We start from the raw sequence: 15,126 nt of genomic DNA on the forward strand, positions 1-15,126 counted from the left end.
TTGTTCGTTGGGCGATAAATATTGATAGGCAAGTGGACTTTGGCTGTGGTCTGAATAAGCCACGAAAGTAGTCCCGACTGTTATCGGTGGTAGGAATACATACAACTCTTGATCGAACGTTGACGCATGCTGAAGTGGCGGGTGTTTTTCGGGCAAAAAAAGCCCCGCCAAATTGGCGGGGTTGAGGTACGAGCGTGGCGCTCGGAAAACGTGGAGCGCGAGTGGCCCTCCGGTGAAGGAGGGCCGCCCGGTCTTACAGCAGAATGGTGCGGATGTCGCCCAGCAGGTCGCTCAGACGCTTGGTGAAGCGTGCAGCAGCGGCGCCGTTGATCACACGGTGATCGTAGGACAGCGACAGTGGCAGCATCAGTTTCGGCTGGAAGGCTTTGCCGTCCCAGACTGGCTGGATGGTTGCCTTGGAAACACCGAGGATCGCCACTTCCGGCGCGTTGACGATCGGCGTGAAGCCGGTGCCGCCAATGTGCCCGAGGCTGGAAATCGTGAAGCAGGCACCTTGCATCTCGTCTGCCGAGAGCTTCTTGGTCCGGGCTTTTTCAGCCAGGGAAGCGGCTTCGGCAGCCAGTTGCAGCAGGCTCTTCTGGTCGACGTTCTTGATGACCGGTACCAGCAGGCCTTCAGGGGTGTCGACGGCGAAGCCGATGTTCACGTATTTCTTGCGGATGATCGCTTTGCCGCTTGGTGCCAGCGAGCTGTTGAAGTCCGGCAGTTCCTTGAGCAGGTGTGCGCAGGACTTGAGCAGCAGTGGCAGTACGGTCAGCTTGACGCCAGCCTTCTCGGCCACGGCTTTCTGCGCGACACGGAAAGCTTCCAGCTCAGTGATGTCAGCCGAATCGAACTGGGTCACGTGAGGCACGTTCAGCCAGCTGCGGTGCAGGTTGGCAGCGCCAGCCTGCATCAGGCGGGTCATCGGCACTTCTTCGATTTCACCGAAGCGGCTGAAGTCCACGACCGGAATCGGCGGGATGCCCGCGCCGCCGGTTGCGCCGCCAGCGGCCGGTGCTTCCTTGGCCTTCTGCATCATGGCTTTGACGTAAACCTGCACGTCTTCTTTCAGCACGCGACCGTGTGGGCCGCTTGGGCTGACCGCGCTCAGCTCGACGCCGAATTCACGGGCCAGTTGGCGCACCGCAGGACCTGCGTGAACCTTGGCGCCAGGCTTGGCTGGAGCAGCGGCCGGGGCGGCAACTGCAGGCGCGGCTGCAGCCTGAGCGGCAGGTGCCGCAGCAGGAGCGCTCGGAGCAGCAGCGGCCGGAGCCGGGGCTGCAGCAGGTGCCGCGCCTTTGACTTTCAATTTCAGGATCAGGTCGCCGGTACCGACTTCGTCATCCAGCTTGATGGAAATGCTTTCCACCACGCCAGCGGCAGGCGATGGAATTTCCATGCTCGCCTTGTCGGATTCCAGGGTGATCAGCGACTGGTCGGCGGCAACGGTGTCGCCAGCCTTGACCAGTACTTCGATGATCTTGGCCTTGCCCGCCGAACCGATGTCCGGGACGTGGATGTCCTGAACGCTGTCGGCAACCGGTGCAGCCGGAGCCGCAGCGGCTGGCGCCGGAGCAGCGGCAGCAGGCGCAGCAGCCTGGGCAGGAGCGGCAGCAGCAGGGGCCGCAGCGCCCGCCACTTCCAGATCCAGAATCAGATCGCCCGTGCCGACTTCGTCGTTGAGCTTGACGCTGATGGCCTTGACCACGCCAGCGGCGGGCGAAGGGATTTCCATGCTGGCCTTGTCGGATTCCAGGGTGATCAGCGACTGATCAGCCTCGACGGTGTCGCCGACCTTGACCTGGATCTCGATGATCTGGGCCTTTCCCGACGAACCGATGTCTGGCACGTGCACTTGCTGAATGCTGGCAGCAGCCGGCGCGGCAGCAGGCGCCGCCGGTGCAGGTGCGGCAGCCGGTTTGGCTTCAGCTTTGGCAGCAGGCGCAGCGGCAGGGGCCGCAGCAGCGGCACCTTCGACTTCCAGTTCCAGCAGTTCGTCGCCTTCTTTCAGGCGATCGCCCAGCTTCACTTTCAGGCTCTTGATGATGCCGGCCTTAGGCGCAGGCACTTCCATGCTCGCCTTGTCCGATTCCAGCGTCAGGATGCTCTGATCGGCTTCGATACGGTCGCCGACCTTCACAAACAGTTCAATTACTTCACCTTCACCGCTGCCGATGTCAGGTACGCGAATGAGTTCGCTCACAGAGTCTCTCCTCAGCAGTCCAGTGGGTTGCGTTTTTCCGGGTTGATACCGAACTTGACGATGGCTTCAGCCACCACCTTAGGTTCGATGTCACCACGGTCAGCCAGTGCTTCAAGGGCTGCCAACACCACGAAATGACGGTCGACTTCGAAGAAATGACGCAGTTTCTTGCGGCTGTCGCTACGGCCGAAACCGTCGGTGCCCAGCACTTTGAATTCCTTGGACGGAACCCACTGACGGATCTGCTCGGCGAACAGCTTCATGTAGTCGGTCGATGCGATGACCGGACCTTTACGGCCGATCAGGCAGTCTTCAACGTAGCTGCGCTTAGGCTTCTGGCCAGGGTGCAGACGGTTGGTGCGCTCTACGGCCAGGCCATCGCGACGCAGTTCGTTGAAGCTGGTAACGCTCCACACGTCAGCGCCGACGTTGAACTCTTCACGCAGAATCTTCGCCGCTTCACGGACTTCACGCAGGATGGTGCCGGAGCCCATCAGCTGAACGTGGTGCGCCGCTTCGCGGGTGTCTTCTTCGAGCAGGTACATGCCCTTGATGATGCCTTCTTCCACACCGGCCGGCATGGCTGGCTGCTGGTAGGACTCGTTCATCACGGTGATGTAGTAGAAAACGTCCTGCTGCTCTTCGGTCATCTTCTTCATGCCGTCCTGGATGATCACCGCCAGCTCGTAGCCGTAGGTTGGATCATAGGTGCGGCAGTTCGGGATGGTGGCAGCCAGGATGTGGCTGTGACCGTCTTCGTGTTGCAGGCCTTCGCCGTTCAGCGTGGTGCGGCCGGCGGTGCCGCCGATCAGGAAGCCACGGGTACGGCTGTCGCCAGCGGCCCAGGCCAGGTCGCCGATACGCTGGAAGCCGAACATCGAGTAGAAGATGTAGAACGGCAGCATCGGCTGGTTGTGGCTGGAGTACGAAGTACCGGCGGCGATGAAGGAGCTCATGGCGCCCGCTTCGTTGATGCCTTCTTCGAGGATCTGGCCCTTCTGGTCTTCCTTGTAGAACATCACCTGGTCTTTATCGACTGGCTCGTAGAGCTGGCCGACGGAGGAGTAGATGCCCAACTGACGGAACATGCCTTCCATACCGAAGGTGCGGGCTTCGTCCGGGATGATCGGTACGATGCGCGGGCCGATTTCCTTGTCCTTGACCAGTTGCGCGAGGATCCGCACGAAGGCCATGGTGGTGGAAATTTCACGGTCGCCCGAGCCGTCCAGGATCGCCTTGAGGGTGTCCAGAGGAGGGGTCGGGATGTTGAAGCTCTTGGCGCGACGCTGAGGCACGAAACCGCCCAGTGCGGTACGGCGCTCGCTCAGGTAGCGGGCTTCGGCGCTGCCTTCTTCCGGTTTGAAGAATGGCAGGTTTTCCAGCTCTGCGTCCTTGACCGGAATGTCGAAGCGGTCACGGAACAACTTCAGGCTCTCGACATCGACTTTCTTGGTGTTGTGCGCAGTGTTTTTCGCTTCGCCGGCACCGGTGCCATAACCCTTGATGGTCTTGGCCAGGATGACGGTCGGTTGTTCTTTGTGGTTGACCGCTTCGTGGTACGCCGCGTAGACCTTGTACGGGTCGTGGCCGCCACGGTTGAGCTTCCAGATCTCGTCGTCGGACAGATCGGCAACCATCGCCTTGAGTTCTGGCGTGTTGAAGAAGTGTTCACGCACGAACGCGCCGTCTTTGGCTTTGTAGTTCTGGTACTCGCCGTCGATGACTTCGTCCATGCGGCGTTGCAGGATGCCGTCGACGTCCTTGGCCAGCAGTGGGTCCCAGAAACGGCCCCAGATGACTTTGGTCACGTTCCACTGAGCTCCGCGGAACACGCCTTCGAGTTCCTGGATGATCTTGCCGTTGCCGCGAACCGGGCCGTCGAGGCGCTGCAGGTTGCAGTTGATGACGAAGATCAGGTTGTCCAGCTTCTCGCGGCCGGCCAGGGAGATCGCGCCCAGGGATTCTGGCTCGTCGCACTCGCCGTCGCCCAGGAAGCACCAGACTTTCTGTTTGCCTGGCTGGATGAAGCCACGGTGTTCCAGGTACTTCATGAAGCGTGCCTGGTAGATCGCCTGGATCGGGCCCAGACCCATGGATACGGTCGGGAACTGCCAGAAGTCAGGCATCAGCCATGGGTGAGGGTAGGACGACAGGCCCTGACCATCGACTTCCTGGCGGAAGTTGTTCATCTGGTCTTCGGTGATGCGGCCTTCCATGAATGCACGGGCGTAAACGCCTGGCGAGGTGTGGCCCTGGAAGTAGATCAGGTCGCCGCCGTGTTCGTCGGTCGGGGCCTGGAAGAAATAGTTGAAGCCGATGTCATACAGGGTTGCGCTGGAGGCGAAGCTGGAGATGTGACCGCCCAGGTCAGAATCTTTCAGGTTCGTACGCATCACCATGGCCATCGCGTTCCAGCGTACCAGCGAGCGAATGCGGCGTTCCATGAACAGGTCGCCAGGCATGCGTGCTTCGTGGGTAACGGGAATGGTGTTGCGGTATGGCGTGGTGATGGCGTAAGGCAATTGCGAACCGCTGCGGGTTGCGAGTTCGCCCATACGGGTCATCAGATAGTGAGCACGGTCTTCGCCTTCTTTGTCGAGAACCGATTCCAGGGCGTCCAGCCATTCCTGGGTTTCGACGGGATCGAGGTCTTGCATGGCTTGCTCCAGGGCGGAAAGGCTTCCAGAATCGGTTGCCTGAGTTAGCGACTGGCCTTGTGGGCAGACGTTATAAATTCTTGGAATGCCGGAGGTTGATTCGGCGGCGTGTAGTTTTACTACAAATCGTCGGCCATTTCAGCCTTTCGAATGTATATACGAGTAGTAAAACTACAGAGGATGGGCGTGTGGCCTCCTGCTGCGTTGTGAGAATAATCGTTACTGTTGGTCTTTAGCTAACCGAAATAGGTGGAAGTTTGATGCTGGCAGCCAAAAAAACCGAAATTTCAGCTATTTCTAACTTTTGTTCGACAGTCCTTTGCGTAGTGCATTTCATGCATTCACTACAGACAGCCCTTTCTACGCCGATCAAGGATAGACCATGAGCCTTCCTTCGCTTGCCGAACTGCCGGCCATTCTTCTTCCGCTTGTCAGCCGCGCCGAGCAGTCGTTCCGTGCCGCTGTTGCCCTGTTTGACGATGATCATGGCCTGTCGACCTGGTCGCCAGAGCGTTGGGCAGCGTTTGCCCGAGTGACCGCGGCCAGCGATTTTGTCATTGAACAGAGCCTGCGTGACCCTTTGATGTTGCTTGAGCTTGTGCAGTCCGGCGAACTCGACCGAAGTTTCTCTACCGGTGAAATGTGCGCTCAGATCGCCGCCGCTGTGCAGGTGGCCACCACCGACGATGAGTTGGGCCGCGTATTGCGCCGTCAGCGCAACCGTCAGCAAGTGCGGATCATCTGGCGCGACTTGACCCGCCAGGCGGATTTGATCCAGACCTGCCGAGACCTCTCGGACATGGCCGATGCGAGCATCGATCAGGCTTATCAATGGTTGTATCAGCGCCATTGCCAGCAATTCGGTACGCCCACTGGACGGCGCAGCGGCGAGCCGCAACAGATGGTCATCCTTGGGATGGGCAAGCTTGGCGCCGTGGAGCTCAACCTGTCGTCGGACATCGATCTGATCTTCGCTTACCCCGAAGGTGGCGAAACGGTTGGCGTTAAGCGTGCGCTGGACAACCAGGAGTTCTTCATTCGTCTGGGCCAGCGGTTGATCAAGGCGCTGGACCCGATGACCGTCGACGGTTTTGTATTCCGCGTCGACATGCGCTTGCGGCCGTACGGTTCGTCCGGCGCGCTGGTGCTCAGCTTCAACGCGTTGGAGCAGTACTACCAGGACCAGGGGCGCGACTGGGAGCGTTACGCGATGATCAAGGCGCGGGTGGTGGCCGGTGATCAGGCGGCGGGCGCGCAATTGCTCGACATGCTGCGACCGTTCGTTTACCGGCGATACCTGGATTTCTCGGCCATCGAAGCACTGCGCACCATGAAGCAGCTGATTCAGCAGGAAGTCCGGCGTAAAGGCATGGCCGACAACATCAAGCTCGGCTCTGGCGGCATTCGCGAAGTTGAATTTATCGCCCAGGCCTTCCAGCTGATTCACGGGGGGCGCGACCTGAGTTTGCAGCAGCGCCCTCTATTAAAAGTACTCGGTACGCTGGAAGGGCAGGGTTACCTGCCGCCGGCCGTGATCGCCGAGCTGCGCGAAGGCTACGAATTCCTTCGCTACACCGAGCACGCGATCCAGGCGATTGCCGACCGACAGACGCAAATGCTCCCGCATGGCGAGCAGGATCAGGCGCGCATTGCCTTTATGATGGGTTTTGCCAATTGGACAGCGTTCCATGAGCAACTGATGTATTGGCGCGGCCGGGTCGACTGGCACTTCCGCCAAGTGATCGCTGACCCGGATGAAGAGGAAGGCGAGGAGAGCGAAGTGGTGGTTGGCGGTGAATGGCTGCCGCTCTGGGAAGAAGCCCAGGATGAAGACGCCGCTTGCCGACAGTTGGAAGAGGGCGGTTTTGTCGACGCGCCCAAGGCCCTGAAAACGCTCGCCAGCCTGCGCAGCAGTCCGCAGTTGCGGGCGATGCAGCGTCTGGGGCGCGAGCGGCTCGATGCCTTTATTCCGCGTTTGCTGGCGCAAGCGGTGGAGCACGCCAGCCCGGACCTGGTGCTGGAGCGTGTGTTGCCGTTGGTTGAAGCGGTGGCGCGGCGCTCGGCTTATTTGGTATTGCTCACCGAAAATCCCGGCGCACTGCGACGTCTGTTGACCTTGTGTGCGGCCAGCCCGTGGATTGCCGAGCAGATCACTCGCTTCCCGCTGCTGCTCGACGAACTGCTCAACGAGGGGCGACTGTTCAAGCCGCCGTTGGCGCCGGAGCTGGCGGCTGAATTGCGCGAGCGGCTGACGCGGATTCCCGAGGATGATCTTGAGCAACAGATGGAAGCCTTGCGGCACTTCAAACTGGCGCACCGCCTGCGGGTGGCGGCCTCGGAAATTGCCGGCAGCCTGCCGCTGATGAAAGTCAGCGACTACCTGACCTGGCTCGCCGAAGCCATTCTGGAGCAAGTGCTGACCCTGGCCTGGCGCCAGACGGTCGCCAAGTACGGCTCGCCGCAGCGTTCCGACGGCACCTTGTGCGATCCGGGTTTCGTCATTGTCGGTTACGGCAAGGTCGGCGGTCTGGAGCTGGGGCATGGTTCGGACCTGGACCTGGTGTTCATCCACGATGGTGATCCGCAAGCGGAAACCGATGGTGCGAAACCGATCGACGGCGCGCAATTCTTTACCCGACTGGGGCAGCGGATCATCCATTTGCTGACCACCCAGACCAACTCCGGCCAGCTGTACGAAGTCGATATGCGCCTGCGCCCTTCCGGCGCGTCAGGGCTGTTGGTCAGTTCGTTGGGGGCGTTTGAGCGTTATCAGGAAAACGAAGCCTGGACCTGGGAGCATCAGGCGCTGGTGCGGGCGCGGGTGTTGGTCGGCAGTCAGGATGTCGGCCAGGCCTTCGAGAAAGTCCGGGCGAAAGTTCTGGGCCGTGCACGCGATTTGCCCAAGCTGCGCCAGGAAGTCAGTGAGATGCGCGCCAAGATGCGCGACAACCTGGGGAGCAAGGGCACCGCTGCCGGGACCGCGCCCAATGCCTTCGAAGCCACTGCGCCGTTCGACCTCAAGCAGGACGCCGGTGGTATCGTCGATATTGAATTTATGGTGCAATACGCCGCGTTGGCGTGGTCTGACACGCACCCTTCGCTGCTCCGCTATACGGATAATATCCGCATCCTGGAAGGTCTGGAGGAGGTCGGGTTGATGCCCGCCGAAGACGCCAGCCTGCTGCGCGAGGCCTATAAAACCTACCGCTCGGCGGCTCATCGCCAGGCCCTGCAGAATGAGGCCGGGGTGATTGCGGGGGACCAGTTTGTGGCCGAGCGACGAGAAGTGTTGCGGATCTGGCGCGAGCTGGGGTTAAGCTGAACTCGAAGGCATGGACGAAACAACTCTTAATGTGGGAGCGAGCTTGCTCGCGATTGCAGAATGACAGTCGACATGAATGTTGAATGTGATGACTCCATCGCGAGCAAGCTCGCTCCCACAGTAATTATCGAGGCGGGGAGGCTTATGCCTCCCTTATTCGTTTGTGGATAACTATGAAAATTCTGATCGTTGGGCCCAGTTGGGTCGGTGACATGGTGATGGCGCAGACACTCTTTCAGTGTCTGAAACAGCGTCATCCTCAGTGCGAAATCGACGTGCTGGCCCCCGAGTGGAGTCGGCCGATCCTTGAGCGGATGCCCGAAGTGCGCCAGGCCTTGAGCTTTCCGCTCGGTCACGGCGTGCTGGAGCTGGCAACGCGGCGTCGGATCGGCAAGTCCCTGGCCGGCCAGTACGACCAGGCGATTTTGCTGCCCAACTCGTTGAAGTCGGCACTGGTGCCGTTCTTTGCCGGCATCCCGAAACGCACCGGTTGGCGTGGCGAGTTCCGTTACGGCCTGCTCAACGACGTACGCACCCTCGATAAAGATCGTTACCCGCTGATGATCGAGCGCTTCATGGCGCTCGCCTATGAGCCGGGTGCCGAGTTGCCCAAGCCGTATCCGCGCCCAAGCCTGCAAATCGACCCGATCAGCCGCGACGCCGCGCTGGCCAAGTTCGATCTGGCCCTTGATCGTCCGGTGCTGGCGCTGTGCCCGGGTGCCGAGTTCGGCGAGTCCAAGCGCTGGCCGTCGGAGCACTATGCCAAGGTCGCCGAAGCGAAAATCCGCGAAGGCTGGCAAGTCTGGTTGTTCGGTTCGAAGAACGATCACGCGGTCGGCGAAGACATTCGCTCGCGACTGATTCCGGGCCTGCGTGAAGAGTCGGTGAACCTCAGTGGCGCTACTTCGCTGGCCGAGGCTATCGACTTGCTGTCCTGCGCCGATTCCGTGGTGTCCAACGACTCCGGCCTGATGCACGTTGCGGCAGCGCTGAACCGTCCGTTGGTGGCAGTCTACGGCTCGACGTCGCCGGGCTTCACTCCACCGCTGGCCGAGAAGGTCGAGATCGTTCGCCTGGGTATCGAGTGCAGCCCGTGTTTCGATCGCACCTGCCGTTTCGGTCATTACAACTGCTTGCGCCAGCTCACGCCGCAACCGGTGAACGAAGCGTTAGAACGCCTGCAAGGCGCTCCGGTAGAGGTTCGTTAAGTTGCGGGTACTGTTGATCAAGACTTCTTCGCTGGGCGACGTGATTCATGCGTTGCCGGCGTTGACCGACGCGGCACGGGCGATCCCGGGCATCAAGTTCGACTGGGTAGTGGAAGAAGGCTTCGCCGAGATCCCGACCTGGCACCCGGCTGTTGGCAAGGTGATTCCGGTGGCGATCCGTCGCTGGCGCAAGAACCTCTGGCAAACCGTCAAAAGCGGCGAGTGGAAACGCTTCAAGCAAAACGTTCGTGCCACCAAATACGATCTGGTGATCGATGCCCAGGGCCTGCTCAAAAGCGCCTGGCTGACCCGCTACGTCCGCGCGCCGATAGCCGGGCTGGACAAGAATTCTGCCCGTGAGCCCATCGCCGCGCGGTTTTATTCCCGACGTCTGGCGGTAGCCCGTGGGCAACACGCCGTGGAACGACTGCGTCAGTTGTTCGCCGTGGCGCTGGGTTACGACCTGCCGCAAGGGTTGGGCGACTATGGCCTGAACGTCGAGCGGTTGGTCGAGCTGCCGCGCAAGAATCCTTACGTGTTGTTCCTGCACGGCACGACGTGGGACACCAAGCACTGGCCAGAAGCTTACTGGCGTGAGTTGGCCGAACGCATGGGCCACCTTGGCATGGCGGTGAAACTTCCATGGGGCAACCCGGCCGAAAAGGCCCGCGCCGAGCGCATCGCCAAGGGGCTGCGCAATGCCGAAGTGCTGCCCAAATTGAACCTGGCCGGCGTCGCCAAAGTGCTGGCCGGTGCGCAAGCCTGTGTGGCAGTCGACACGGGCCTCGGTCATCTGGCCGCTGCGCTGGACGTGCCGACGGTGTCACTGTTCGGTCCGACCAATCCGGGTCTGACCGGTGCGTATGGCAAAAGCCAGGTGCACCTGGCAAGTGACTTCCCGTGTGCGCCGTGCTTGCAAAAGAAATGTGCTTACCAACCGACCGCTGAAGATCAGCGTCGATTCGATCTCAAGCGCGAGTGGCCATTGTGCTTCACTCGCCTGAACCCCGAGCGTGTCGCGAGCCGTTTAATCACGCTTTTGCAGCCGCCGCTACTGGCTGAGGAGCTGCGCTGATGCAATTGGCTTTTGTCCTATACAAATATTTCCCGTTTGGCGGATTGCAGCGCGATTTCATGCGCATCGCCCTGGAATGTCAGCAGCGCGGGCATCAGATCCGTGTCTACACGCTGATCTGGGAAGGCGATGTGCCGCCGGGTTTCGAAGTGCTGGTGGCGCCGGTCAAGGCGATCTTCAATCATCGCCGTAACGAGAAGCTGACTGCCTGGATGGAAGCCGACCTGGCCAAGCGTCCGGTGGACCGGCTGATCGGCTTCAACAAAATGCCGGGGCTCGACGTCTACTACGCTGCGGATGGTTGTTTCGAGGACAAGGCGCAGACCCTGCGCAATGCCCTCTACCGGCGCTGGGGCCGCTACCGGCACTTCGCCGAGTACGAGCGCGCGGTGTTCGCCAAGGATGCGAAAACCGAAGTCTTGATGATTTCCGAAGTCCAGCAGCCGCTGTTCATCAAGCATTACGACACGCCGCTTGAGCGCTTCCATCTGCTGCCACCGGGGATTGCCCTGGACCGGCGTGCGCCGGCCAATGCGGCTGAAATTCGCGCTGAGTTCCGTCGCGAATTCTCCCTGGGCGACGACGATTTGTTGCTGGTGCAGATCGGGTCCGGGTTCAAGACCAAAGGTGTCGATCGCAGCCTCAAGGCGCTGGCCGCGTTGCCATCGGAGCTGCGTAAACGTACCCGGCTATTTGTAATTGGCCAGGACGACCCCAAAGTATTCCAGCTACAGAGTGCCACGTTGGGGCTCGGCGATAACGTGCAGTTTCTCAAGGGCCGCAGCGATATCCCGCGTTTCCTGCTCGGTGCCGACCTGTTGATCCACCCGGCGTACAACGAAAATACCGGGACGGTATTGCTTGAAGCGCTGGTGGCCGGCTTGCCGGTGCTGGTCAGTGCGGTGTGCGGTTATGCGCATTACATTGCCGAGGCCGACAGCGGCCTGGTGCTGGACGAACCGTTTGAACAGGCGCAACTCACGCAGTACCTGACGACCATGTTGAGCGACGACGCAGCGCGTGCGGCCTGGAGCCGTAATGGCCTGGCCTTCGCTGACACGGCCGATCTCTACAGCATGCCGCAGCACGCGGCGGATGTGATTCTGGCGGAGCAACACTGATGAAGTTGATTCTTGCCGAACCGTTCAAGAGCCTTTGGGCCGAGCGCGATGCGTTCACCGAAGTCGAAGGCCTGAAGGGCGAGGTTTACCGTGAGCTCGAAGCTCGTCGGACCCTGCGCACCGAAGTGGCCGGGAACGGCTTCTTTGTGAAAATTCACCGGGGCATTGGCTGGGGCGAGATCTTCAAGAATCTGCTCACTGCCAAACTGCCGGTACTCGGTGCCGGCCAGGAGTGGCGGGCTATCCAGCGTTTGCAGGAAGTCGGCGTGCCGACCATGACCGCCGTCGCTTACGGCGAGCGCGGCAGTAACCCGGCGGACCAGCACTCGTTTATCGTCACCGAAGAACTGGCGCCGACCATCAGCCTGGAAGACTTCAGCATCGATTGGGTCAAGCAGCCGCCAGAGCCAAAACTCAAGCGTGCGCTGATTGCCGAAGTGGCGCGCATGACCGGCATGATGCACCGCGCGGGGGTCAACCACCGTGACTGCTACATCTGCCACTTTTTGCTGCACACCGATAAACCGGTGACGGCCGACGATTTCAAGCTTTCGGTGATCGATCTGCACCGTGCCCAGACCCGCCGGGCGATCACCCGGCGCTGGCGTAACAAGGATCTGGCGGCGTTGTATTTCTCGGCGCTGGATATCGGCCTGACGCGTCGCGACAAGTTGCGTTTCCTCAAAGGTTACTTCCAGCAACCCTTGCGCCAGATTCTGCGCGAAGAGGCGTCGTTGCTGGCGTGGCTCGAGGGCAAGGCCAACAAGCTTTATGAACGCAAGCAGCGCTATGGAGATGCGCTCTGATGGTGGGGACGGAGCCCGAAACAGCTGTACCGCCAAGAGTCTCGACTCAAGGCCTTCGACACGCGCCAGAACCGGCAGAGCGTGAAAATTTCAAGGGATGCGAATGACTGATTTTCTGGCCATTGACGACCGCGAACTGCTGGAACGTCATGGCCTCGACGGGTTCGATGCCCTGTGGGGCAAACAACTCGACGCAGTGGATGAACCGAACATGTCCCAGGGTGGCTGGAGTAGTGTTTTTCGGCTGGATCTGGACGGTAACGGCTACTACCTCAAACGTCAGAGCAACTACTTGACGCGGTCCTTGTACCGGCCATTTGGCGAGCCCAGTTTTGCCCGTGAGTTTCGTAACATCAGCCGCTACCAGCAGTTGGGAGTTCCAGCGTTGCAGGCGGTATTTTTTGGTGAGCGCAAGGTAGAGGGTGAAGTTCGGGCGATTCTGCTGACGCGTGCACTGGACGGCTGGAATGATCTGGATTCGCTGCTGGAACAGTGGCCGGGCCTCAGTGATGCGCGGCAGGCGGGGATTCTGCAGGCCTGCGCGCTGCTTGCGCGTCGACTGCACGATGTGGGGCAAGTGCACGGCTGTTTTTATCCCAAGCACATTTTTTTACGTCCTGCTGGCGATGGTTATCAGGCGCAACTGATCGATCTGGAGAAAACCCGGCCGCTGCTGTTTGGTCAGCGGGACCGGATCAAGGATCTGGAGCCGTTGATACGCCGGGCGCCGGTCTGGACCTGCGAGGAGGTGCGGCTGTTGCTGGCAACTTATCTGAATCAGTCGGCGAATAGCCCGCAGGTCGAGCGTTGGGTGCAGCGCCTGATCGCTCGACGCAGCCACAAGGAGACGCGTTGATGCGTTTGTCTGAACTGAAAAGCGTCGGTCGTACGCCGGGCTTGCCATTGAGCATCGAGCTGGCGGATGCCGCAGGTCCGGCGCAGTTGCAACTGCTCAACGTGTTGCGGGTTTTGCCGGGCCAGCGTTACGTGGGCGCCGCTGTTTGGCGCGGGCGTCCGGTGCTGGCCAAACTGTTGGTGGGCAGCAAGGCGGCGCGGCATTTTCAGCGTGAGCTGGACGGCGTCCGTCTGCTCGCCGCGCAAGGCTTGACCACGCCGAGGCTGCTCGCCGATGGCCTGAAGGATGGCGAGGGCGGTTGGCTGCTGTTCGATTTCCTCGAAGGTGCTGAAAGCCTCGGCGATGCCTGGAAGCAGGTCGAAGCACTGCCGGCGCTGGCGGACGAGCAAGCCACTGTGTTGGCCGAGGCGCTGGGCGCTATCGGTCAATTGCACAGCAAAGGCCTGTGGCAGGAAGACTTGCACCTGGACAACCTGCTGCGCCACGACGGCCAGCTGTACTTGATCGACGGTGCGGGTATTCGTGTCGAGCAGGCTGGTCAGCCGCTGTCCCGACAGAAAGTCCTGGAGAACCTCGGGGTGTTTTTCGCTCAACTGCCCAAGTCGCTTGAGCCGTTCACCGAAGAGTTGCTGGTGTATTACCTGTTGAGCAACGGCGAGCACGCCTTGCCACTGGAAGCTTTGCAGAAGCAGGTCGACAAGGTCCGCAGCTGGCGCTTGAAAGACTTTCTGATCAAGGCCGGACGCGAATGCACGTTGTTCAGTGTGCAGCGTGGAGCGTTCGGTTTGCGCGCGATTCGTCGCGAAGAAGAAGCGGCCATGCTGCCGGTATTGGCGCAGGCCGATGCGTTGCTCGATCAGGGGCATCTGTACAAGACCGGCGGCGCTGCGAGTGTTGGCAGGGTCGAGGTGGCGGGGCGCACGCTGCTGGTCAAGCGCTACAACATCAAGGGCGTTGCCCATTGGCTCAAACGCTTCTGGCGCCCGAGCCGCGCCTGGCACTCGTGGCGCGAGGGGCATCGCCTGGCGTTCCTCGGCATTGCCACCCCGAAACCGCTGGCACTGTTGGAAAAGCGTTTTCTCTGGTTGCGCAGTCGGGCTTATCTGATTACCGAGTACTTGGCGGGGCCGGACATCATTGAGCGCTTTGCGCCGTTCGTTGAGAGTGGTGATGCGCCTGAAACTGAGTTGCTGGCGCTGGATCACTTGTTTGCCGAGTTGATTCGCGAGCGCATCAGTCATGGGGATTTCAAGGGGCATAATCTGTTTTGGGATAAGGATCGCTGGTCGTTGATCGATCTGGATTCGATGTGTCAGCACGGTTCGCTGAGTAGCTTCGCTCCGGCGTATGCGCGGGATCGGGCGCGGTTTATGCGTAACTGGCCTGAGAGCAGTGCGCTGTATCAGGTGATTGATCAGCGTTTGCCCAAGGAAGTGTAGGCGCTGAGCTTGCTTGCAATGGCGGCCTGACAGCCGCCCAATCTCCTGCAGATGTACACCCATCAAACCTGTGGGACCTGGCTTGCCTGCGATGACGGCCTGACAGCCGCCCAATCTCCCGCAGATGTACACCCATCAAACCTGTGGGAGCTGGCTTGCCTGCGATGACGGCCTGACAGCCGACCAATCTCTTGCCGGTGTACATATCCATTTCTGCGGTAACGGCTACTTAGGGTTTCGCCCTGACGGCGACTCCCTTTGGCAAACGCCCCAAAGGAAGCAAAGGTCTTCGCCCCAAGCGTACGGCACCTCGCCTAGGCTCGGCGTCCCCTCGTTCCGGCATTCATCAGGGGGCATCGCCTACGGTCTGCTTCGCGACGACCTCCTCTCGATGTGTCCGGCTGCGCCGTACGGCGCTGCGCGCCCACCCCCTGAT

At 60.7% G+C, this 15,126-nt stretch carries 9 protein-coding genes; 7 read left to right on the plus strand and 2 right to left on the minus strand.

Translation table 11 applies throughout. The features are described from left to right. Nucleotides 1-253: 253 nt before the first annotated feature. Nucleotides 254-2,206: a dihydrolipoyllysine-residue acetyltransferase gene (gene aceF / locus AC1DIG_RS24615; protein ID WP_477769394.1), complete on the minus strand. Its 1,953-nt coding sequence runs from the start codon at nt 2,204-2,206 to the stop codon at nt 254-256. A gap of 11 nt (nt 2,207-2,217) precedes the next feature. Next, the gene (gene aceE, locus AC1DIG_RS24620; protein ID WP_477769395.1) at nt 2,218-4,863 is read right to left on the minus strand and encodes a pyruvate dehydrogenase (acetyl-transferring), homodimeric type; all 2,646 of its coding nucleotides are present in this window, start codon (nt 4,861-4,863) and stop codon (nt 2,218-2,220) included. Nucleotides 4,864-5,245: 382 nt separating this feature from the next. On the opposite strand from aceE, the gene glnE reads away from it, so the two are divergent. The 7 genes from glnE to AC1DIG_RS24655 all read left to right on the plus strand — a co-directional run bounded on the left by glnE (nt 5,246) and on the right by AC1DIG_RS24655 (nt 14,690). Continuing rightward, a complete protein-coding gene (glnE, locus tag AC1DIG_RS24625) occupies nt 5,246-8,185 on the plus strand; it encodes a bifunctional [glutamate--ammonia ligase]-adenylyl-L-tyrosine phosphorylase/[glutamate--ammonia-ligase] adenylyltransferase (protein WP_477769396.1) in 2,940 nt (979 codons plus the stop codon). A gap of 173 nt (nt 8,186-8,358) precedes the next feature. Next, on the plus strand, nt 8,359-9,393 hold the full coding sequence (waaF, locus tag AC1DIG_RS24630) for a lipopolysaccharide heptosyltransferase II (protein WP_477769397.1): 1,035 nt from the start codon (nt 8,359-8,361) through the stop codon (nt 9,391-9,393). 1 nt (nt 9,394) lies between these two features. Then, nucleotides 9,395-10,468 (plus strand): lipopolysaccharide heptosyltransferase I, encoded by a 1,074-nt coding sequence (gene waaC, locus AC1DIG_RS24635; RefSeq protein WP_477769398.1) that lies wholly within the window; start codon nt 9,395-9,397, stop codon nt 10,466-10,468. Next, entirely contained in the window at nt 10,468-11,589 is a 1,122-nt protein-coding gene (locus tag AC1DIG_RS24640) for a glycosyltransferase family 4 protein (protein WP_477769399.1), read from the plus strand. Before waaC ends, AC1DIG_RS24640 begins: the two co-directional genes overlap by 1 nt. Next, nucleotides 11,589-12,395 carry a lipopolysaccharide core heptose(I) kinase RfaP gene (gene rfaP / locus AC1DIG_RS24645; RefSeq protein ID WP_477769400.1) on the plus strand — a complete coding sequence of 269 codons (807 nt, stop codon included), beginning with the start codon at nt 11,589-11,591 and terminating at the stop codon, nt 12,393-12,395. The genes AC1DIG_RS24640 and rfaP overlap by 1 nt, the downstream gene beginning before the upstream one ends. A gap of 103 nt (nt 12,396-12,498) precedes the next feature. After that, entirely contained in the window at nt 12,499-13,251 is a 753-nt protein-coding gene (locus AC1DIG_RS24650) for a lipopolysaccharide kinase InaA family protein (RefSeq protein WP_477769401.1), read from the plus strand. Then, nucleotides 13,251-14,690 carry a lipopolysaccharide kinase InaA family protein gene (locus AC1DIG_RS24655; RefSeq protein ID WP_477769402.1) on the plus strand — a complete coding sequence of 480 codons (1,440 nt, stop codon included), beginning with the start codon at nt 13,251-13,253 and terminating at the stop codon, nt 14,688-14,690. The genes AC1DIG_RS24650 and AC1DIG_RS24655 overlap by 1 nt, the downstream gene beginning before the upstream one ends. Nucleotides 14,691-15,126: the final 436 nt, after the last annotated feature.

The organism is Pseudomonas sp. 05N431 (genome assembly GCF_056397005.1).

Bases quoted from the DNA above. Each gene is read 5' to 3' on its own strand.
- aceE (WP_477769395.1), bottom strand. From the start codon at position 4,863: ATGCAAGACCTCGATCCCGTCGAAACCCAGGAATGGCTGGACGCCCTG.
- glnE (WP_477769396.1), top strand. From the start codon at position 5,246: ATGAGCCTTCCTTCGCTTGCCGAACTGCCGGCCATTCTTCTTCCGCTT.
- waaF (WP_477769397.1), top strand. From the start codon at position 8,359: ATGAAAATTCTGATCGTTGGGCCCAGTTGGGTCGGTGACATGGTGATG.
- AC1DIG_RS24640 (WP_477769399.1), top strand. From the start codon at position 10,468: ATGCAATTGGCTTTTGTCCTATACAAATATTTCCCGTTTGGCGGATTG.
- rfaP (WP_477769400.1), top strand. From the start codon at position 11,589: ATGAAGTTGATTCTTGCCGAACCGTTCAAGAGCCTTTGGGCCGAGCGC.
- AC1DIG_RS24650 (WP_477769401.1), top strand. From the start codon at position 12,499: ATGACTGATTTTCTGGCCATTGACGACCGCGAACTGCTGGAACGTCAT.
- AC1DIG_RS24655 (WP_477769402.1), top strand. From the start codon at position 13,251: ATGCGTTTGTCTGAACTGAAAAGCGTCGGTCGTACGCCGGGCTTGCCA.